This is a genomic window from uncultured Sphingomonas sp., assembly GCF_936927845.1.
Taxonomy (GTDB): Bacteria; Pseudomonadota; Alphaproteobacteria; order Sphingomonadales; family Sphingomonadaceae; genus Sphingomonas.
The window spans coordinates 62400-81790 of record NZ_CAKZHV010000030.1 but is presented as its reverse complement, the minus strand read 5'-3'; the positions used below and the strand labels follow the sequence as shown (position 1 = coordinate 81790).

Genomic DNA, 19391 nt, shown 5'->3' with positions numbered 1-19391 from the left:
GACGGCGTCCGCACCGTAGGTCGAGCTTGCGCCGCCGGTCAGGTTGTCGACGCGTCCACGAGCGCGAGCGGGATGTTGTTGAGGTCGACCTGGCCGCCGAGACCAGCAGGCGCGATGCGCGAACCGTCCAGCAGGACGAGGTTGCGGTTGGAGCCGAGGCCGCGAAGGTTGACGAACGACGCACCGCCGTTGCCGTTATTAACCTGGCTACCGATGCTGGGAACGACGCCCGGGATAGTGCGGAGCACTTCTTCCGCGACGTTGGTCTGACGGAGCTGAAGCTCTTCCTGACCGATCACGCCCACCGGCGACGACGAAATGACGTTGGGATCACGGATCAGCGTGCCGGTGACGACGATGTCGCCTTCTGCGGTCGGCGTGTTGGGCGTGCCGGCGGCCGGCGCAATGCCGACTTCACCTTGCGCGTTCGCATTGGGCGTGGGCTCGTTGTTCTGCGCGAAGGCCGGCGTCGAGAGCGATGCCGCTCCGAGCAGCAGCGTCGACGCGAGCAGGCGGGTACGGAATGTAGCCGTCATCTAGTCTTTACCCCTTTTGAACCCCCGGCTTGCAGTGCCGGGTGGGTCGGATTGTCACGGTAACGACAAGTCACCGGATGGTTCGTTTTTACGTGTACAGGTAACAATCACAACGATGATGCAGAGCACCTGGTCACTTTCGTATAGGCTGTCACATAAACAGCACATATTTGATTACCACTTTGTATTATTACGACAGTGAGGCTGCGGTAAAACCGGGGAAAGAGGCGCCAAATTCATGACTTATGGACCAGCTGTTCGACTCGCGATTGTTTGTTTGGTGATGGGGCAAGCGACAGTCGCCATGGCAAAGAAGCAAGATGACGTCTCGCACACGGTGGACGCGTTAAGCGCCTGCCGCATGCTTACGGAGGACGCGCCACGCCTCGCGTGCTTCGATCGTGCCGCCGAAGCGATTCTGGACGCGCGCGACAATGGGTCGCTTCTCGTGCTCGACAAAGAGAAGGTCGTCGAACGCCGACGCGCTCGCTTCGGTCTCACGTCAGATGGAGCAGCACTCGGCGATGCGGTAGATAAAGCCACTGCCGTACGCGAGCTGACGTCGACCATTTCGAGCGTGGCAAATGCGCAATATGCGCGCTTCAACCTCGCTTTGGCGGATGGGTCAGTATGGCAAACGGTGGAAACAGCCCGCTTTGAACCACGTGCCGGTGCAACCATCACGATCAAGGCTGCCGCCTTGGGTGCTTACAAAGCATCGATTGCCGGTGGAACCTCGATCAAGGTCAAACGGCTACGCTAGTCCTCACCGCGGGCGCATCGCCTCGCTGGCGAGCTGTGCGGTTGCGAAGGGGCGCTGGCCGGCGACGTCCCAGTAGCGCAGGTCGTCGAGCGCGATCGGCGCGCCTGAGGCGGCGCAGATGACGTGGTCGCCGGTGCTCAGCACGCGAAAGCCGTTGGCCATGTAGTGGAGCTTGGCGGGTCGGTTGGTGTTGGACATGAGCATCGCTTGTTGTTCCGTTAGAGCAGCGTCGGCTGTTCGGGTTTGCGCGTGCGCCGGACTTGGGGGCGCATCGGGGCTTCCTCAACCGTGCCTGCGACGGTCACGTCAATCACCTCTTCCCGCCGGAAGTGGAGCGTCAGCGCGCCGGCCTCGCGCGCCGCGGCAGCGGTGGTGATCGTCGCGCCGTCGCGCGTCGTCACGCGTGCGTAGCCGCGTTCGAGGATGCGATCGGGGTTGAGGCTCTCCACCAATCGCCCGATGTCGCTGAGGCTGCGCCGGGCGGCTTCCAGCCGGCGGTCGAGCGTCGCGGGGCGGATCGCGCCCGCCACGCGGTCGAGCGTGCCACGCGCCACCGCGACACGGCGTTCCAGCGCGCGGTCGGCGCGGATCGCGGCCTCGTCCATCCGCTGCCGCTGCGGCCCCAGCAGCCGGTCGCGCGAGGGCAGCAGGCGCGCGAGCGCAGTCAGCCGCTCGCGCCCGCGCTCGACGTGGCGGTTGGCGCAGCGCGCGGTGCGTGCGCTCATCGCATCGAGCGTGTAGCGCAGGTCGGCGAGCACCGGCACCGCGATCTCGGCCGCCGCGGTCGGGGTCGGCGCGCGCAGGTCAGCGGCGTGATCGCACAAGGTCGTGTCGGTCTCGTGCCCGACCGCGGAGATGATCGGGATCGAGCAGGCAGCGACCGCGCGGACGACCGGCTCCTCGTTGAACGCCCACAGATCCTCGATCGACCCGCCGCCGCGCGCGACGATGACGAGGTCGGGTCGCGGGATCGGCGAAGCACGATTACGCGACCCGGCCGGCGTGCACGGCACGTCCGACGTCGCGGCGTCCGCTGCGGGCAGCGCGTCGAAGCCGCGGATCGCCGCGGCGATCTCCTCCGCCGCGCCCTGCCCCTGGACCTTGACCGGCCAAACGACGACGTGCGTCGGGCAACGATCCTCCAGCCGGTGGAGGATGTCGCGGATCACCGCCCCGGCACCCGAGGTGACGACACCGATGACGCGCGGCATGAAAGGTAGGGCCCGACGCGCGCGCGATTTCGCGAACAGCCCTTCGGCATCGAAGCGCGCCTTGTTGCGCTCGAGCAGCGCCATCAGCGCACCCGCGCCGGCGAGCTCCATCCGCTCGATGATGATCTGGTATTTCGAGCGGCCCGGATAGGTCGTCAGCCGTCCGGTCGCGATCACCTCGACGCCGTCTTCCGGGCGGAAGGCGAGCGATGCGCTGTTGCCCTTCCACATCACGCCGTCGATCACGGCGCTGTCGTCCTTCAGTGCCAGGTACGAGTGGCCCGAGGCGACACGCTTGTAGCCCGAGATCTCGCCGCGAAGCCGGACGTGACCGAACTCGCCCTCGACCATCCGCTTCAAGCGGCCCGACAGCTCGCCGACCGACAGCGCCATCGTATTGTCGCCCGCCACCGGCTCGGCTACCAGCCGCCCTGGCGGAGTATCGAAAAGGGGGTCGGCCATGAATATCCTGTTGATCGGGTCGGGCGGCCGCGAACACGCACTGGCATGGCGGCTGGCGCAGTCGCCCCGCCTCGATACGCTGTTCGCCGCGCCGGGCAACCCCGGGATCGCGGACCATGCGACGGTCGTCGATCTCGACCCCGCCGATCACCGCGCGGTGATCGACTTCGTGCGGCGGCAGCAGATCGGGCTGGTTGTCGTCGGCCCCGAGGCGCCGCTGGTCGAGGGACTGGCCGACAACGTCCGCGCGATCGGCGTGCCCGTGTTTGGTCCGGGCCGCGAGGCCGCGCGGCTGGAGGGATCGAAGGGCTTCACCAAGGATCTGTGCGCGCGCGTCGGCATCCCCACCGCCCGCTACTCGCGCGTCACCTCGCGCGACGGCGCGCTCGCCTGCCTCGACGATTTCGCGACCGCGGATGGCTGCCGCTGCGTCATCAAGGCCGACGGCCTCGCCGCGGGCAAGGGCGTGACCGTCGCGATGTCGCGCGACGAGGCCGAGACGGCGATCCATGAGCTATTCGCGCACGGCCCCGCGGAGGCGGTGATCGAAGAGTTCCTGGAGGGCGAGGAAGCCAGCCTGTTCGTACTGAGCGACGGTACCAGCAGCGCGTCATTCGGCTCGGCGCAGGACCACAAGCGCGTCGGCGACGGCGACACGGGCGCGAACACCGGCGGCATGGGCGCCTACTCGCCCGCCGCGTGCCTGTCGGCCGAGGACGAGGAGCGCGCGCTGGGCGAGATCGTCCGCCCGACGATCGACGCGCTCGCAGCCGCGGGCACCCCATACGTCGGCGTGCTCTATGCCGGGCTGATGCTGACCGCGGACGGGCCCAAGCTGATCGAGTACAACGTCCGCTTCGGCGATCCCGAATGCCAGGTGCTGATGGCGCGTTTCGACGGCGATCTGGTTGAGGTGCTGCTCGCCGTGGCGGAGGGCCGGCTGACCGACCTGTCCGAGCCGCGCTTTCGCGACGAAGTGGCGCTGACCGTCGTCATGGCCGCGCGCGGCTATCCCGGAACGCCCGAGACCGGCGGGGCGATCAGTGGCATTTCGCATGCCGAGGCGGACGGTGCGCGCGTGTTTCAGGCGGGGACGCGCATGCAGGACGGCCAACTCGTGGCGAACGGCGGGCGCGTACTCGCGGTCACCGCCACCGGCGACAGCGTGCGCGCGGCGCACGCCGCCGCTTATGCCGCGGTCGACCGCATCGACTTTCCGACCGGTTTCTGCCGCCGCGACATCGGCTGGCGCGAGATCGCGCGCGAGGACGACGGCACGCATCGCGCTTGAGGACCCTCGGCCGGCGCTCTACGTTCTCGCCTTATGGGCAATTTTTCGATGATACCGTTTTCGCAGGACAACCTGCTCGTGCTGATCGCGCTCGGGCTGGTGGCGCTGCTCGCGCTGCTGACGATCATCGGCATGATCAAGGGCGCGCGATTGAAAAACGCCCGTCGTGCCGCCGAGAAGGAGGAGCAGGCGCGCATCGATGCGCTCCGCGAGGACGGTGTCGAGGAGCGTGACGCCGATATCGCGGGCGAGTCGTTCGCCGACCGCCCGCCGCCGAGCGCGGCCTCGACGCTCGCACCCGAGGGTCAGCGCAGCGGCAGCACCGAAGCGCGCTCCGCCACGCCATCTGCGCCATCAATCGATCGCGCCGCCGATACCGGTCCGGACGACATCGCGCCGGCGATCGATGACCAGCCGAGCGAACCGCCGCTCGCCGACGAGCCAATTGCCGCCGCTGCGCCGCTTGACGCCTCGCCCGCCAGTGCCGCGGCCGATAGCCCCGGCGCACCCGAGTTCGTCGCCACCGATACAGCACCCGCTGGCGGGTCGATCACGCAGTTGAAGGGGCTCGGGCCCAAGATCGCGGCGCGTTTGGGCGAACTCGGCATCACGCGGGTCGACCAGCTCGCCTGGCTGGACGATCAGGAAGCCGCCGATCTCGATGCGCAGCTCGGCGCGTTCCAGGGCCGGATGGAGCGCGATCGCTGGCGCGAGCAGGCGCGCTTCCTCGCGCAGGGCGACCGCGCCGGCTACGAGGCACAGTTCGGCAAGCTCGGATGAGCGTCGCCTTTCGTCGTGAGAGCGACGACGAGCATCTCGAGCCGACGTTCGAGCTGCCGCTGCCGCCCGGCCCCAATCTGGTCACCGCGCGCGGTCGTCAGCTGATCGCGGATCGGATCACCGCGTTGGAGGGCGAGATCGAGGCGACCGACGACGCCGAAGCGGTAAAGAAACTCCGCCGCGACCTGCGCTACTGGCAGACGCGGCGCGCGACTGCGATCGAGACGCGTCCGCGCGACGACGGGGCAATCGGCTTCGGCAACCGCGTCACCTTCACGCTCGCGGGAAAGCAGCGCGCCGTCACGCTCGTCGGCGACGACGAGGCCGATCCGGCGGCGGGGGCGATCGCCTTCTCCGCCCCGCTCGCGCGCGCGCTGATGGGCGCAGAGGCGGGCGAGCTGGTCTCGTTCAACGGCCGCGAGAATGCGATCGAGGTGCTGTCGGTCGAGTAAAGCCCGTCACGCCCCTGCCCCGCGTCGCCATGGGATTCGTCCGGCGAGCGGCCACAGGATGTTGATCGCCAGCCCACCGAGCACCAGCGCCCCCGCGCCCAGCTTCCACCCCGGCAGCGGTTCGCCCAGCAGCAGCGCGCTTGCCCCCATGCCGAACACCGGCACCAGCATCGCGAGCGGCGTGATCGTGGCGGCGGGATGCCGCGCGAGCAGCCAGCCCCAGGCGGCATAGCCGAACAGCGAGTTGCCGACCGACTGCCACACCACCGCGCCCCAGGTGGCAGGCGTCGCCTGCGCCAGCGCGGTCGCGATCGGCTGCCATCCCTCCAGCACCAAGGCCGCGAGCACCAGCGGCGGCACCGCGAACATGCTCGACCAGACGACGAACGCCAGCATGTCGGTCACCCCGCTCGCCTTGGCGACGTGATTGCCGCCCGCCCAACTGAGCGCTGCCGCGATGACGAGCGCGAGCCCGAGCGGGGTCGCGGCACCCCCGCCGTGCGCGACGATCACGCTGATCCCCAAGGTCGCCATGACGAGTGCCAGCACCTGCACCGGCTTCACCCGCTCGCCGCGGAACGCCATCGCTAGCGCGATCGTGAAGAACACCTGAGCCTGCACGACCAGGCTGGCGAGCCCGGGCGAGATCAGCCCGTCCATCGCGATGAACAGCAGTCCGAACTGTCCTGCCCCGATCAGGACGCCGTAGCTCGCCAGATCACGCCAGCGCACCGCCGGGCGGCGGATGAACAGTGCGGCGGGCAGGAACGCGAGGGTGAAGCGTAGTGCGGCGAAGGCGAGCGGCGGCAGCTGTTCCAGCGCGACGCGGATGACGACGAAATTGGTTCCCCACACGACCACAACCGCGAGACCGAGCAGCAGGTGGCGCAGCGGCACGTGCCCCGCTCCCGGCCCCGCTCCTGCCCTCGCCGTGGGCTGGCTCAGCGCAGCAGCCCCAGTTCGGTCAGCTCGGCACGCAGCGTGACCGCATCGCGGAAATGATGCGCGCGGATGCCAACCGCGCGTGCGCCCGCGATGTTTGCCGCATTGTCGTCAACGAAGATCGTCTCATCCGCCGCCACCCCGAAACGGCGCAGCGCGAGGCGATAGATTGCGGCGTCGGGCTTGATCAGCTTCTCGTCGCCCGAGACGACGATGTCGCGGAAACGATCGAACAGCGCCGCCTCGCGCGCACGGAAGGGCGCGAAGAACTCGCCGGAAAAGTTGGTGATCGCGAACAACGGCACGCCGTTCGCGTCCAGCTCCTCGACGATCGCGGGCATGTCGGTGATCGGTCCTGGGATCTGCTCGGAGAAGCGCGGCCCCCAGGCGCGGATCATCTCGGCATGCTCGGGATGAAGCGCGATCAGCTCGGCCGAGGTCTCCGCAAACGGGCGTCCCGCATCATGCTGGAAATGCCACTCGCGCGTGGCGACCTCTCGCAAGAATAGGTCGAGCGCCTGTTCGTCGTCGAACAGGCGCTCGTACAGGACCCGCGGATCCCAATCATAAAGCACGTGCCCGACATCGAAGATCACCGACGTGACGGGCATGTACCGTTTCACTCCAGCCGCGCCGCGGGTGCCGGCGCCGGCCGAATCAGCCCTGGCGAGCCTTGAAGCGACGGTTGGTCTTGTTGATGACGTAGGTACGGCCGCGGCGACGGATCACGCGGTTGTCGCGGTGGCGGTCCTTGAGCGACTTCAAGCTGTTGCGGATCTTCATGGTGCGCCTTTGTGGGTCGTGTTCGTGTGGAAACCGGAAAGCGCGCCGCCTAGTGAAACCGGCCCGCGAAGTCAACCGCGCGCCCGTTGCACCGGTGCACGATCCGGATGCACGCCCTGGGAGCCTGCGCGCGCTTGCGGCGTTACTGCATCGAAACGACCCTTTCCAGGAGAGAAGGCTTCATGCGCGCTTTGCCCATCGCCGTCCTTGCCGCCGCCACGCTCGTGTCCGCCTGCGCCACCGGGCCGCAGCGTTTTCCGGTGTCCGCGACGCGCTTCCACTATGATCCGGTGACGCAGCGCGGCACGATCGCAGTGGAGCCGCTGCCTGGGCCGACGACGCCCAGCATCGAGTACAAGACCTATGCCGCGGCGGTGCAGAGCGAGTTGTTGCGCCAGGGCTTCACCAACCCCGCGCCCGGCGCCACCGCGCAATATATCGCGACGGTCGGTTTCACACGCGCACCGCAATCGCTGCCGCGTCGGCGCTCGCCGATCTCGATCGGCCTGGGCGGCGGTGTCGGTGGCGGCGGCTGGCGCAGCGGCGGCGGAGTCGGCGCTGGCGTCGGCTTCCCGGTTGGCGGCGGTGGCGGCGGCGAAGGCGTGGTGACCGAGCTGTCGGTGCGCATCCGCAAGGGCCCCGACGCGATCTGGGAAGGGCAGGCGCAATCGCTGACCGACACCAGCGCGCCGAGCGCGGACAGCGCCTCGATCGCGCAGCGACTCGCGTCCGCGCTGTTCACCGGTTTCCCCGGCGAATCGGGTCGCACGATTGAGGTGAAGTAAGTAGGCTGGTCGCATGACCCTATCGATCAACGCAGCCTTTGACGGCGGCAACATCCGCCTCGTCGCCGTTCACGATACTCGCGTCGACCTGGAGATCGTGCGCGATCACCAGTCCGATTTCTTTCAATGGTTCTACTTCCGCGCCGCCGGACTGGAGGGTCGCACCACCTTCCGCATCCTGAACGCCGGGCAGTCCGCTTATCCGTTCGGCTGGCCGGGGTACAAGACGCGCGCGTCGACCGACCTGACACACTGGCGGATGATCGATACGCGCTACGCCGACGGCGTGCTCGAGTTCGACTGGGACGCCGCCGGTGCCGGCGGTGATCTCGCCTGGTTCGCCTATTTCGCGCCCTATACGATGGAGATGCACGCGCATCTTGTCGCGCGCATCGCTGCGCGGTCCGGCGTCACCCACCGTGAGCTTGGCCAGACACTCGACGGGCAGGCGATCGACTATCTCCGCGTCGGGTCGGGCGAGAAGCAGGTGTGGCTCTACGGCCGCCAGCATCCGGGCGAGTCGATGACCGAATGGTGGATGGAAGGCGCGCTCGACTGGCTGACAAGCGATGCCGCGCAGCCGCTGCTGTCGAAGGCGACCGTCCACGTCGTGCCCAACATGAACCCCGACGGGACGCGGCGCGGACACCTGCGTACCAACGCTGCGGGCGTGAACCTCAACCGCGAATGGCACGCGCCCAGCGCCGAGCGCAGCCCCGAGGTGTTGTGCGTGCTCGCCGAAATGGACCGGACCGGCGTCACCTTCGCGATGGACGTCCACGGTGACGAGGCGATCGCAGCGAATTTCATCGCCGGGTTCGAGGGCATTCCGTCGTGGACCGATGCGCACGGCGACAAATTCTACGATTTCGGTCGCCGGCTCGCCGCGCACACACCCGATTTCCAGACCGAGCTCGGTTACGACAAGTCGCCCGCAGGCAAGGCCAATCTGTCGATGTCGACCAACCAGCTCGCCGAGCGGTTCGGCGCGGTGTCGGTGACGCTGGAGATGCCGTTCAAGGACCACGACCCCAACCCCGACGCCGTGTTCGGCTGGAGCCCCGAGCGCTCGAAGCGGCTGGGCGTATCGTGCCTGGAAGTTCTGTCGGAGATGATCGACGGGTTGTGAGTGAACGGCTTCCTCCCCGACCGGGAGGGGGCGTTCGCGCCTCAATAATCCTTCGACACGCGCACGTTGCCGCTCTGCCGCCCGAGCGTCGAGATCGACGACAGCAGCGAGAGCCAGCGCGTGACCTGATACTCGACGCGCGTGGCCGAATAGCCCTGCCCATCGGTGATGATCTCGGCATAAACGCGCCGCGTTACGTACTTGCCCGCCGCGATCGAGGTGCCCTGCCCGGTCTGCGGGTCGGCGGGCAGGATGCGCAGACGGTCGAGCCCGGCCGCGCGGCGGACCGCGTTGATCGGGTTCAGGCCGTTGCCGCCGTCCTGCAGCGCGGCGACTGCGGCGGCGAGCTGCAACGCCTCTGGCGCGGACAGGTTGGTGATCGAGGTGCCGAACAGTAGCCGCGAGAGCAGTTCGTCCTGCGGCAGTGCGGGGACGCTGCTGAAGGTGATCTCGGGCTTCTGCGCGACGCCCGTCACGCGGATGGTGGCACGCAGGCCAGTCGAGTCGGCGTTCGCCTCGATGTCGAGCGCGGGGTTCGCTGGCACCTCGCCGCCGAAGCGTAGCACGCCGCGCTCAAGCTCGAACTCGCGCCCCGCGAATTCGTAATCGCCGCGGATCAGGTCGGCTCGGCCGGTGATCGCGGGATTGTCGGGAGTGCCGGCGATGGTCACGTCGGTCGACCATTCGGACGACAGACCCAGCCCACTGACCATCAGACCACCCTTCGCGCGCGCGTGAACGGCGAGCGTCCAGGGAGCAGGCCCTGCATCGTCGTCCGCCTCGCCCCCGCCGGGCAGGTTGATCTCGCGGATGTTGAGCTGCGGCAGCGCGCTCGCGACCGTCGCTTGCCCCAGTCGATAACGGCTCGCGTCGAGCCGCACGTCACCCGCGATCCGCCCGCCCGATCCGTCGGAGGTGAAGGCGAGCGGCCCCGTTACGGTCGCGCCGATATCGTCGCGATCGATCAGCACCGCCCGGTTCGCCTGCATTCTGAGATCGAGTGCGACACCCTTCGCACCCGCGAAATCGAACCGCCCGGTGCCGGTCACGCTGCCGCCGCGCCCGGCATCGGCGGTGAAGGTCTGGATCTGCAATTGCGAGCCCGCGAACCGCCCCGCCGCCTGCACGTTGGTGAGCGCGGTGCCCGTCGTCGCGCTGCTGATCCGCGCGCCGCTCGCACGCACCTGCCCCCTGATCTGCGGCGCGCGCACGCTGCCCGACACGTCGGCGGCGATCGCGACCGGGCCGGCGAGGTCGAACAACTCGACGCGCGTCAGCCGCCACAACGTGTCCGCGGGACCGCTGTAGCGCAATTGCGCGAACAGGCCCGCACCAAGCAGCCGCTCGACCACGTCGCCCTGCCCCAAGGGGCGCAGCAGCGCCTGCGCGCGTCCGATCGTGCGCCCGTTCGACGCCATAACCGCGCGCACCCCGGCCTTGTCGGCCGTCAGCACGCCTGCGATCCCGAGGTCGATCGGGGTCGAGGATTGCAGCAGCCCCGACCGCGTCAAGCCGCGGACGGTCATGTTGACGCGCCCCGTCGGCGCCTCGTCCCCCCGCGCGGCATAATGGAGCGTGCCAGAGGCGTTGCCGCCAAGCCCGAGGCCGGCATAGCCGATGTCGAGCACTGACAAGGGCATCGTATCGACGCTCAGGTCCACCGCGGTGTCGACCGCGCCGAACCGCCCCGACACCTGCGCCTTGCCGCCCGCGAAGGACAGACCAGTCGGAGCGAGCAGCCAGTCGTCGCCGTCGCGACGCAGCCGCGCGGGCGTGTCGAGCCGGATCGGCTGATTGCCGACCTTGCCCTGCGCCTGCACCGTGTAACCGTCGGCGGTGATCTGCGTCACCGTCTGGATCTGGAAGCCTGCGCCGCGCGACCCCGCGATCGAGGCGCGGACCTTGCCCGTCTCGCCATTGAGCTTCGCGGTGCCGGCGAAGCGCGCGACGCTGAGCGACCCGCGGCGCAGCCCGCTGCCGGTCGCGGTCGCCTCGATCCGCGTGCCCGCGGGGTCGAGCAAGGTGGTGAAATCGACGTGTCCCTGCCTGACCGCGATCGTCCCTAGCCGTGCGGCGCGCGCGTCGAGCGCGCCTGCGATCCGCTGGATCGTCCCCTGCGGCGCGAAGTCGAGCGTGCCCGACAGCCCGCCGCCCGCGACCGTCAACCGCCCGAGGAAGCCGTTCGGCACGATGTCGAGCGCGCCCGCCGCGCGCGTGCCGCTCACGTCGAGCCGCGCGATCACGACGCGAGCGGTGCCGCCCTTGGGCAGCAGGATCTGTCCCTCGGTCGTGAACGGTCCCAGTCGCGAGCCGCCTGCGGCGGTGAAGGCGAAGCCGGTGGGCGTCGGATCGAGGTGCGCGCGCACGTTCGACAGGCCGAGCGCCGCGTTGGGCCGCTGGAACAGGAGATCGATCGTCGGCCGCTCAATCTGTCCATCGAGCGTCAGCGTCAGCGCGCCGTAGCTCGCCTGCCGCCCCGCGCCTTCGAAGTGGAAGGTACCGTCGCGGCGACGATACCCGCTTCCCGCCAGCCTGATCTGCGGCGCGGTGAGCACGAGATTGGTGAAATGGAGCACACCGTCGGGTGTGCGCTCCAGCATCGTCTCGACGTGCGGCAGTCCGCCCGCCAGGCTGCGGAAGAAGCCGTTGTCGAGCCTGACCATCTGCGCACTGCCGCGCCCGACGACACGTGTGCCGCGGCCGCCCGGCCCCGGCACCACGCTCAGCCGCGATTGCACGTCGACGATCCCGAGCCCGGGAATGAGGAAACGCCCCAGCGCACCGTTGACGCCGATGTCGAACTGCCCGTTCGACAGGTCGAGCTGCAGGTTGATCCGCCCGGTCAGTTTGTCCGACCGCACGCGCAGATCGTCGCCGGTCACCAGCTTCGAGGTGACGCGCAGCGTGCCGTCGACGACGAGGTTGCGCAGGATGCCGCCCGCGACATTACCGACCCCGGTCACGCGCGCGGCGGTGAAGCGGACCGGCAGCGCGACCGGCGCCTTCGACCAGCGCCCGCGCCCCGCGGCGCGCGCCTGCTCGAACCCGGTCTGGTCGAACGAGAAGCGCGGCGCGGTGATACGGTAATCGAACGTAAAGGCGCGCAGCGGCCCGTCCAGGATCGCGCGCAGCTCCATGTTCTGCGCGCGCATGTTGCGGAATAGCGCCTCGGGCCGCAGCAGCCGCGCGCGCAGGCGCAGATTGTCGAACGCGCTGCGCGCGAGATCGACGACCCCGCTGGCCTCTGCCGCTAGCGCGGCGGAGCGCATTGAAAGCGTGCCGTCGAGCCGGCGGTTAGACAGGCGCGCACTGCCGTTCACCACAACGCGTGGGGCCGTGAGCGACTGGAGCTTGCCGCGCGTGATGCTGGCAGGCGTGATGCTGCCGGTCAGCGTGTAGCGCCCCGCGTCGTTGCCGAGCGCGAGGTCGAGCACACGCGCGCCGCCCGCCTGTGCGCGCGCGGTCCCGCGCCAGCGTTGCCAGTCGCCGACACCCCCGACATCGAGCGTCACCGCACGACGCAGCCCGGTCAGTTGCGCGAGCACGCCGTTTGCCGAACCACGCGCGCGGACGTCGAGGTCGAAGCGTCCGGCGTCGGGCACCGCGTCGATGCGCGCGGTGATGCGGTCGCTCCCCTGCACCAGCGCGGCGAGATCGACTGACGCGTGACCGGAGCGGATATCGGCGCGACCCTCGATCCGGCCTTCGCGCTGCTTGCCCGTCACGCGCGGCGCGACGACGAGGCGCACGACGCGCAACCGCCCGATCGCGATGTCGAAATCGGGCAGGATCGGGCCCTGTTTGCCGGTGTCGAGCGTGCGCGGCAGCTTGGCGAGCGTCGCGGTCGGGATATCGAGCGCGGCGATCTCGAGCCGGTTTGACACGTAAGCGAACGGGTTCCAGTCGAGCCGCGCGCGCGGCACCGCGAGCACGAGCCCGTCGGGATCGCTCAGCCGGAAGTCGACCAGCGTCGCCTTGCCGTACAGCGACCCGTCGATCCGCCCGATGTGGAAACGCAGCCCATTGGCAGGAGCGAGCGCGTTGACGCGGTCGGCGACGAAACGGTGACCGAGGTCGCTGTCGAGCACCAACGCAGTGACCGCGACCAGCGCGGCGAGCGCCGTCACCGCGACCGCGAACCAGCGCAGGAGCCGCGTCAAAATGCCTGCCCCAGCGAGACGTAGACCGCGATCCGGCTGTCACCCGGTTGCGGGTTGAGCGGCGTGCCGACGTCGAGCCTGATCGGGCCGAAGTTGGAATAATAACGCACGCCCAGCCCGGCGCCGTATTGCAACCCGCTGAAGTCGGGCACGCCGCCGGTGTAGATGTTGCCGCCGTCGAAGAAGGGCACGACACCGAAATTGCCGAACGCCTTGACCCGCGCCTCGATCGAGAATTCGGCGAGGCTGCGCCCGCCGATCGGGTCGTTGTTGACGTCGCGCGGCCCGATCGCCTGAAAGCCGTAGCCGCGCACCGACGCGCCACCGCCGGCATAGAAGCGCCGCGACGGCGCGATCTGATCGCGCGGCGCGCCCAGGATCGTGCCCATGCGCACCCGCCCCGCGAGCGTCACCGCCCGTGTCGCGGGCACGTAGCCGCTCGCGTCGATCTGCGTGCGCGCATAGCCGAACGCGCTGCCTTGCAGGCTGACCTCGGGGCTGAACCGCCCCGACAAGCGGAACCCGCGCGACGGGTTGAGCAGGTCGTCCGACCCGTCGTACCCCAGACTCGTCGGCAGCGCGCCGATGAAGAAGGTGCGACGGCGTGGCGCACCCGTCGAGGCGATCACGTCGCGCTCGTCGGTCGCGACCAGCTCGGCGCCCAGCGACCAGGTCCAGGTTTTCTGGAAGAAGATGTTGGTCTGCCGCTCGAGCGAACCGCTTAGCGTCAGCGTGTTGGCGTCGTACGCGTCGCGCTGCGTGTGCGCGGCGGCGAACTGCGCGGTCAGCACCTGGTCGCGCTCCCGAAAGTTGTTGCGCCGGAACACGACCGAGCCGAGCTGCTCGCGCGTGCCGAGCACGCCGCGCAGCGTCAGCGCACCTTCGGGCGGGAACAGGTTGCGGTGCGTCCAGCTCACCTCCGACCGCGCGCCCTCGCCGGTGCCGTAGCCGAGCTCGGCCGCGACCGTGCGCGGTGGCGCGGGATCCAGCCGCACGTCGAGGTCGACCGTGTCGGGCGTGGCGCCCGGTTTGGGCGTCACCTGCGCGGTTGAGACGAGCCCGGTCTGGATCAGCGCGCGGCGCAGGTCGTCGACGCCCGATGTGGTGTACGGGTCCCCCGGTGCGAACCGCGCGATCTCCTGCACGTGGCGTGCATCGAACACGCGGTTGTTCGGATTGGCGGTGATCTGTCCGAAACGCCGGGCGGTGCCGGTCGACAAATCCACGTTTAGCGTCGCGGTGCGCGTCGCATGGTCGACCACGATCTCGGGCTCGCCTACCTTGGCGAAAGGAAACCCTTGTTCGCCCACCGCGGTGCGCAGCCGCGTCTCCGCCGCCGCGATCGTATCGGCATTGACCGGATCGTTGCCGGTCACCGGAAACGCCTTTTCCAGTGCCGTCGCCTTGTCGCCCGCACCCGCCACGCCGTTCAGCGTCACCCCGGCGAAGCGGTACAACGGCCCGGGCGTCGCCTGAAGGACGATCACCGGGCGCTTCGCCGCGGTCGCGACCGCGGTGGTGACCGCGGCGTCGTAATAACCCTCGCCCTTCAACAGCGTGACGAGCAGATCGGCGTCCTCGCGCGCGCGGCGGTCGAGCTGCGCGGCATTGGCCTCCTTGTTGTGATTGGCGGCCAGCGTCGACAATTCCTCGAACCGCTGGCGCAGCAGCGCGGAGGCGATGCCGTCGATCCCCTCGACGCGGTAATCGTACCGCGTCAGCGCGTTGACGTCGGCGCGGCGTGCGCTCGCACTCGTCGCGGCGGGCGATGCCGACAGATCGGGCCAGTCGACCCCGATGTCGGGCATGGCCGCGAGCGGCGCGCCGGGATCGAGCTCGAGCGGGTCCGCCTGCTGCGGCACGGCGCGATCGGAACGGCTCGCCGCGTCGGTCGCAACGGGTGACACCGGCGCGGGTGCGACGGGCGCGCGCGCCTGCTGCGCGTCCGCCGCGGATGCCAGACCAACGATTCCCCCCGCGGCGCACAGCAGCACGCGGCGGTGCCCCACACGCGGACCCATCCTCAGCGACTTAGCTCGCACGATCGCGCGACAACAGGGGCAAAGCGCGTGCGGCGGCGCAGCACGACCACGGTTGGTCGCGCCCGGATCAGCGGCTGACCGCCAAACAGGGCGGCTGGCATCGCGTCGGGCGACGTGGCACAGCGCGCGGCATGAGCCAGCCGAACAGACCCTCCGCCGCGGGCGGTTTCTTCATCGCCGCGGGCGCGCTGGGCGGAACGGTGCTGGGCATCGCGCTGCGCCAGCCATCGCTCGGCTTCCTCGGCGGGGTCGCGCTCGGCGGCGTGATCGCGCTCGCGATCTGGCTAATCGATCGCCGCCGCTAAGGGTGGTCTGCCCGTCGTGACACGCGAGGCGCTGAGCGGGTAAAACGGTGCGGCACGGCAGGACCTCCCCTGCCCGGACCCGTGCCACTGCGTCCGCTTCACAGATCGCGTAGCAGCAATCGCGCGCGCCCGATCACCGTCACCTCGCGCGCTGGACGTTCGATCGGCGCGTAATCGGGATTGTCGCTCGCGATCACCATCGCCGCACCGTGGCGCCGCACGCGCTTGAGCGCCAGCAGATCATCGACGCGGATCACGAACAGGTCGCCACCCGCGGGCACCGCGCGCGCGCCGCGATCTACCAGCACGCGGTCGCCGTCGCAGATGGCCGGCGCCATCGAATCGCCGCGCACGCCGATGATCGACGCGTCGGCCGCGGCGATGCCGGTGGCGCGCAGCGTGTCGGGCGCGAACGCTTCATAGCGCACGACGCGCTCGTCCGCGGGCGCGGCACCTGGCCCTGCCGAGGCTGCCAGCGCCAGATAGGGTACGCGCACCAGCGCGGGCGCGTCGGGTACGGGCCCACCCAGCACCGCCTCGTCGACATCGAAGAAGGCGGCGAGCATGCGCCGGTCGCGCTCGGGCAGGACGCGCGGCGTCCCGCGCCGGACATATTGCTGCAGGTACGCCACGTTGCGCCCCAGCATCCGCGACAAACCAGCCAAACTCACTCCGCGCGCCAGCGCCAGGCGATCGAGCGCGTTTCGGGGTGTTTCGACCATGCCGATCGCTAGTCGCAGGAAATTTCCTAGACAAGTAGGGAAATGAGGAACAGGTCGTGAACAGGTTCCCGGAACACCGATTCGTGGCCCGGGATCTTCGACCTGCGACCCGTGCTTTGGGGGGGAATGCCGAATGACCTTGCTGACCGACATCGACCGATATCTGCGTCACACCGGCATGCCCGAGACGAAGTTCGGACGGCTGGCAGTGCGCGATCCGCGTCTCGTTCACGACCTGCGCCGCGGCCGCGTGCCGGGCCCGAGCATCTGCGCGCGGGTCACCGCGATGATGGAGCAACGCTGATGCGCGCGGCCGAGCGGCTGGAGCGCGCATTGTGCGCGTCGGCGCGGCGTGCGGGCGCGCCGATCGCGATCGCGTCGCACGCCGCGCGCGAGTGGCGCTCCGCGACCTTCACCGGAGCGCGTCACGTGGTTGAGGCATGCGGCACGCGCGGCGACGCGCTAGACGCCTGGCTCGCCACCTTGCAGGACGACGAACTGGCGGTGCCTGGTCACGTCGTTGCCGAACTCCGCGTCAGCGCGCGCGAGGGTGCGGGCGACGCCGCGCGCTTCCGGCTTGAGGGCGTGACGGTCGCGCTCGCCTGATCACCCCGCGGCGAGACGGCGCAGGCGTTGCAGCGTGTCGTCGAGTGACACCGGCGCGGGCGGTTCGGCGGGTGTCGCGTCGCCGATCGGTGAAGGTGCCGGCTGCGGCTCGGCCACCGTGGCGGACACCTGCGGCGGCGCAGCGATCGGGGCCGCGACGATCCGCCGCTGCGCCGCACCGCGTTCCAGCCGGGCGAGCAACCCCGCGATCGACTCGTCTTCCGCCACGCTCGCGAACGCGGCGGGCGATTGCGCGCCGGGCCTCACCAGGCGCGGCGAAACCGGCGCGCGTGCCGCCGGCTCGCTTGCAGGCGCACCCGGCGCTATCGGAGCGACCGCGTCTTCGCCAAGCTGGCCGGGTTGCATCGCCGCCGTCTCGACAGGTTCTGGTGCCAGAACCGGCGGCGGCACGGTTTCGCGATGATCGTCTTCGACCCATTCGCGCCACTCGGCCTCGTCGCTCCCGCCGCTCGCATCGGTTTTCGGCTCATCGACCTGCTCGACCCACGCGCGCGGTTCCTCCTCGCGGGGGAGCGCCGCGGCGCTTGGCGCGGCTACCTCGTGCGTCGCGACCGGCTCGGCGCGGCGGACAAGCGGCGGAAGCGGCTCTGGCGGTGCCATCGGTCGCAGCGGCACCGCGGCGGGATCGAAATCGGCGAGCGGGCGGTCGAGATCGGCGGGCAGCGGCTGCTCGGCGGGCGGCGGCAGCGGGGCGGACCGGTGATCCTCCTCGCCGAAGATCGGCAGCGGATCGCCCAGGTCGCTCGCCGCGCGGATCGGGCGACGCGGCGGTGCGTCCGGGTGCGCGTCGGCGCGGCGCACGACCGGTGCCGGCTCCTCCTCGCCATCGACGACCGCACGCGGCGCGCGCGCGAAGGCGTCGAGCCGCGCGCGCAGCCATGCCTTGCCCTGCGGCGCAAAGCCGCACGCGGCGATCAGCGCGCCTGCCGCGAGCGCCAGGATCGTGCGCCCGGTCGTGCCGATCGGTGACGCGGCGGCGGGCAGCACGCTCGCGAACCCGGCGCGGTCGACCGCGGCGTTCAGCACGTCGCTCGGCACCGTGGCGATGCCGACCGCGACGCCGAGCCCGATCAGCAGCGCGATCGCGGGCGCGGCATGATGCCTCACGCGTTCAAGGGGGAATGTGCTTGCCATGCTGGGTCCTGCCGCGCGTTCGCGAGTTCGTGGTAAACGGGGTCGTAGCGCGCAATATTTGACGACCAGTTACGCTCGGCCTCGACAAAGGCGCGCGCGCGCCGCCGCCGGGCGGGCCATTCGGATCGATCGGCGAGCAATCCCGCCAGCGCCGCGGCGATCGCGGCCGGATCGTCGGGCGCGAACAACGTGCCGGTGTCGCGGTCGCGGATCAGTTCGCGGTGGCCGCCGATGTCGGACGCGGCGACGATCCGTTCCTGCGCCATCGCCTCCAGCGGCTTCAACGGCGTGACGAGATTGGTCAGCCGCATCCGCTTGCGGGGATAGGCGAGCACGTCGACCAGGCTGTAGTAACGCTCGACCTCGGCGTGCGGCACGCGCCCGACGAAGCGGATCTGCGCCGCCACAGGCGAAGCGTTCGCCTGCGCGCGCAGCGCCGCCTCCATCGGCCCGCCGCCGACCAGCAGCAGTTGCGCGCCAGGCCGCGCCGCCACCAGCGCGGGCATCGCGGCGATCAGGTCGTCCAGGCCTTCGTAATCGTAGAAGCTGCCGATGAAGCCGATCACCTCGTCGCCCAGCCCCAATTCGGCCGCGAGGGCCGTGTCACGCACCGGCGGGGTGCCGAACAGCGTCAGGTCAACGCCGTTGGGCGACACGATGATCTTGGCAGGTGGAATGCCGCGCGCGATCAGGTCGCCGCGAAGCCCGTCGCAGATCACCGCGACCGCGTCGGCGCGGCGGCATAGCCACGTCTCCAGCGCGCGCGTCGCGCGGTAGCGTGCGCTTCCCTCGCGCCCCGTCCCGTTGCCGACCGCGGCATCCTCCCAGAAGGCGCGAATTTCGTAGAGCAGCGGCAAGCCCCGACGGCGCGCAACGCGTAGCGCGGCGAGCCCGCCCAGCACCGGCGAATGCGCGTGGAGCACGTCGGGGCGGAACCGCTCCGCCACCTCTTCGACGCGGGCGGCGAGTGCCGCGATCTCGCGCAGCTCACCCAGTGGCGCAGGCAGTTTGCCCGGCGGCGTAGTGCGGAAGAAGTCGATCCCGTCGACCTTCTCTTCCGCCAACGCGGTTGCCCCCTGCCGCGCCCCCGTGACCGCCGCGACCTGCCACCCGCGCGCCATCTGCGCGGTCAGGATCGCGCGGGTGCGAAAGGTGTAGCCGCTCTGCAGCGGCAAGCCGTGATCGAGAACGTGGAGGATGCGCATGGCGACCCTCCTGCCCCAGGCAGGTTTAACGCCGCGTCAACTCAACCTCCTCGGTAATCGCT

At 70.0% G+C, this 19391-nt stretch carries 20 protein-coding genes; 9 read left to right on the top strand and 11 right to left on the bottom strand.

Annotation, left to right across the window (positions count from 1 at the left end):
* Positions 1–38: 38 nt before the first annotated feature.
* The gene (locus Q0579_RS18255) at positions 39–536 is read right to left on the bottom strand and encodes a TonB-dependent receptor plug domain-containing protein (RefSeq protein WP_366522261.1); all 498 of its coding nucleotides are present in this window, start codon (positions 534–536) and stop codon (positions 39–41) included.
* A 304-nt stretch (positions 537–840) separates the two neighbouring features.
* Here Q0579_RS18255 and Q0579_RS04645 point away from each other — a divergent pair, with 304 nt between their 5' ends.
* Positions 841–1299 carry a hypothetical protein gene (locus Q0579_RS04645; RefSeq protein ID WP_298809626.1) on the top strand — a complete coding sequence of 153 codons (459 nt, stop codon included), beginning with the start codon at positions 841–843 and terminating at the stop codon, positions 1297–1299.
* 3 nt (positions 1300–1302) lie between these two features.
* Here the strand turns inward: Q0579_RS04645 and Q0579_RS04640 are convergent, their stop codons facing one another.
* Together Q0579_RS04640 and xseA are read right to left on the bottom strand one after the other, a co-directional pair.
* Entirely contained in the window at positions 1303–1503 is a 201-nt protein-coding gene (locus Q0579_RS04640) for a DUF2093 domain-containing protein (RefSeq protein ID WP_298809624.1), read from the bottom strand.
* A gap of 14 nt (positions 1504–1517) precedes the next feature.
* Positions 1518–2972 carry an exodeoxyribonuclease VII large subunit gene (gene xseA, locus Q0579_RS04635; protein WP_298809622.1) on the bottom strand — a complete coding sequence of 485 codons (1455 nt, stop codon included), beginning with the start codon at positions 2970–2972 and terminating at the stop codon, positions 1518–1520.
* Here xseA and purD point away from each other — a divergent pair.
* The 3 genes from purD to Q0579_RS04620 are packed head-to-tail and all read left to right on the top strand — an operon-like array spanning position 2971 to position 5495.
* Positions 2971–4263 carry a phosphoribosylamine--glycine ligase gene (gene purD, locus Q0579_RS04630; protein ID WP_298809619.1) on the top strand — a complete coding sequence of 431 codons (1293 nt, stop codon included), beginning with the start codon at positions 2971–2973 and terminating at the stop codon, positions 4261–4263. The two genes, xseA and purD, sit on opposite strands and share 2 nt — an antisense overlap.
* Before the next feature lie 48 nt (positions 4264–4311).
* On the top strand, positions 4312–5043 hold the full coding sequence (locus Q0579_RS04625) for a hypothetical protein (RefSeq protein WP_298809617.1): 732 nt from the start codon (positions 4312–4314) through the stop codon (positions 5041–5043).
* On the top strand, positions 5040–5495 hold the full coding sequence (locus Q0579_RS04620; RefSeq protein WP_298809616.1) for a GreA/GreB family elongation factor: 456 nt from the start codon (positions 5040–5042) through the stop codon (positions 5493–5495). The genes Q0579_RS04625 and Q0579_RS04620 overlap by 4 nt, the downstream gene beginning before the upstream one ends.
* 6 nt (positions 5496–5501) lie before the next feature.
* Here Q0579_RS04620 and Q0579_RS04615 read toward each other — a convergent pair whose 3' ends face one another.
* Genes Q0579_RS04615 through ykgO form a run of 3 tightly spaced genes read right to left on the bottom strand, consistent with a single transcriptional unit; the run spans position 5502 to position 7220 of the window.
* On the bottom strand, positions 5502–6392 hold the full coding sequence (locus tag Q0579_RS04615) for an EamA family transporter (protein WP_298809613.1): 891 nt from the start codon (positions 6390–6392) through the stop codon (positions 5502–5504).
* A gap of 44 nt (positions 6393–6436) precedes the next feature.
* Positions 6437–7048: an HAD family phosphatase gene (locus tag Q0579_RS04610; RefSeq protein ID WP_298809610.1), complete on the bottom strand. Its 612-nt coding sequence runs from the start codon at positions 7046–7048 to the stop codon at positions 6437–6439.
* A 46-nt stretch (positions 7049–7094) separates the two neighbouring features.
* Positions 7095–7220, bottom strand: a complete 126-nt coding sequence (gene ykgO / locus Q0579_RS04605) for a type B 50S ribosomal protein L36 (protein ID WP_003046794.1) — start codon at positions 7218–7220, stop codon at positions 7095–7097.
* Positions 7221–7402: 182 nt separating this feature from the next.
* Between ykgO and Q0579_RS04600 the strand changes: the two genes are divergently transcribed.
* Both Q0579_RS04600 and Q0579_RS04595 read left to right on the top strand, forming a co-directional pair.
* The gene (locus Q0579_RS04600; protein WP_298809607.1) at positions 7403–8005 is read left to right on the top strand and encodes a hypothetical protein; all 603 of its coding nucleotides are present in this window, start codon (positions 7403–7405) and stop codon (positions 8003–8005) included.
* A gap of 13 nt (positions 8006–8018) precedes the next feature.
* Positions 8019–9134, top strand: coding sequence for a M14-type cytosolic carboxypeptidase (locus tag Q0579_RS04595; protein ID WP_298809604.1), 1116 nt, complete (start codon positions 8019–8021; stop codon positions 9132–9134).
* 41 nt (positions 9135–9175) lie between these two features.
* Here the strand turns inward: Q0579_RS04595 and Q0579_RS04590 are convergent, their stop codons facing one another.
* Positions 9176–13294: a translocation/assembly module TamB domain-containing protein gene (locus Q0579_RS04590; RefSeq protein ID WP_298809601.1), complete on the bottom strand. Its 4119-nt coding sequence runs from the start codon at positions 13292–13294 to the stop codon at positions 9176–9178.
* Complete coding sequence (locus tag Q0579_RS04585) at positions 13291–15315, bottom strand: autotransporter assembly complex family protein (protein ID WP_298809598.1); 2025 nt, start codon at positions 15313–15315, stop codon at positions 13291–13293. The genes Q0579_RS04590 and Q0579_RS04585 overlap by 4 nt, the downstream gene beginning before the upstream one ends.
* A 152-nt stretch (positions 15316–15467) precedes the next feature.
* Here Q0579_RS04585 and Q0579_RS04580 point away from each other — a divergent pair, with 152 nt between their 5' ends.
* Entirely contained in the window at positions 15468–15641 is a 174-nt protein-coding gene (locus Q0579_RS04580; protein ID WP_298809595.1) for a hypothetical protein, read from the top strand.
* A gap of 98 nt (positions 15642–15739) precedes the next feature.
* Here the strand turns inward: Q0579_RS04580 and Q0579_RS04575 are convergent, their stop codons facing one another.
* Positions 15740–16363: a S24 family peptidase gene (locus Q0579_RS04575; RefSeq protein ID WP_298809592.1), complete on the bottom strand. Its 624-nt coding sequence runs from the start codon at positions 16361–16363 to the stop codon at positions 15740–15742.
* Between the two features lie 133 nt (positions 16364–16496).
* Here Q0579_RS04575 and Q0579_RS04570 point away from each other — a divergent pair, with 133 nt between their 5' ends.
* Both Q0579_RS04570 and Q0579_RS04565 read left to right on the top strand, forming a co-directional pair.
* The gene (locus tag Q0579_RS04570) at positions 16497–16667 is read left to right on the top strand and encodes a hypothetical protein (protein WP_219767102.1); all 171 of its coding nucleotides are present in this window, start codon (positions 16497–16499) and stop codon (positions 16665–16667) included.
* On the top strand, positions 16667–16969 hold the full coding sequence (locus tag Q0579_RS04565; RefSeq protein WP_298809586.1) for a hypothetical protein: 303 nt from the start codon (positions 16667–16669) through the stop codon (positions 16967–16969). Before Q0579_RS04570 ends, Q0579_RS04565 begins: the two co-directional genes overlap by 1 nt.
* Here Q0579_RS04565 and Q0579_RS04560 read toward each other — a convergent pair whose 3' ends face one another.
* Complete coding sequence (locus tag Q0579_RS04560) at positions 16970–18124, bottom strand: hypothetical protein (protein WP_298809585.1); 1155 nt, start codon at positions 18122–18124, stop codon at positions 16970–16972. It lies immediately after the preceding gene.
* Positions 18094–19329, bottom strand: a complete 1236-nt coding sequence (locus Q0579_RS04555) for a TIGR04063 family PEP-CTERM/XrtA system glycosyltransferase (protein WP_298809583.1) — start codon at positions 19327–19329, stop codon at positions 18094–18096. Before Q0579_RS04555 ends, Q0579_RS04560 begins: the two co-directional genes overlap by 31 nt.
* Between the last annotated feature and the right edge of the window lie 62 nt (positions 19330–19391).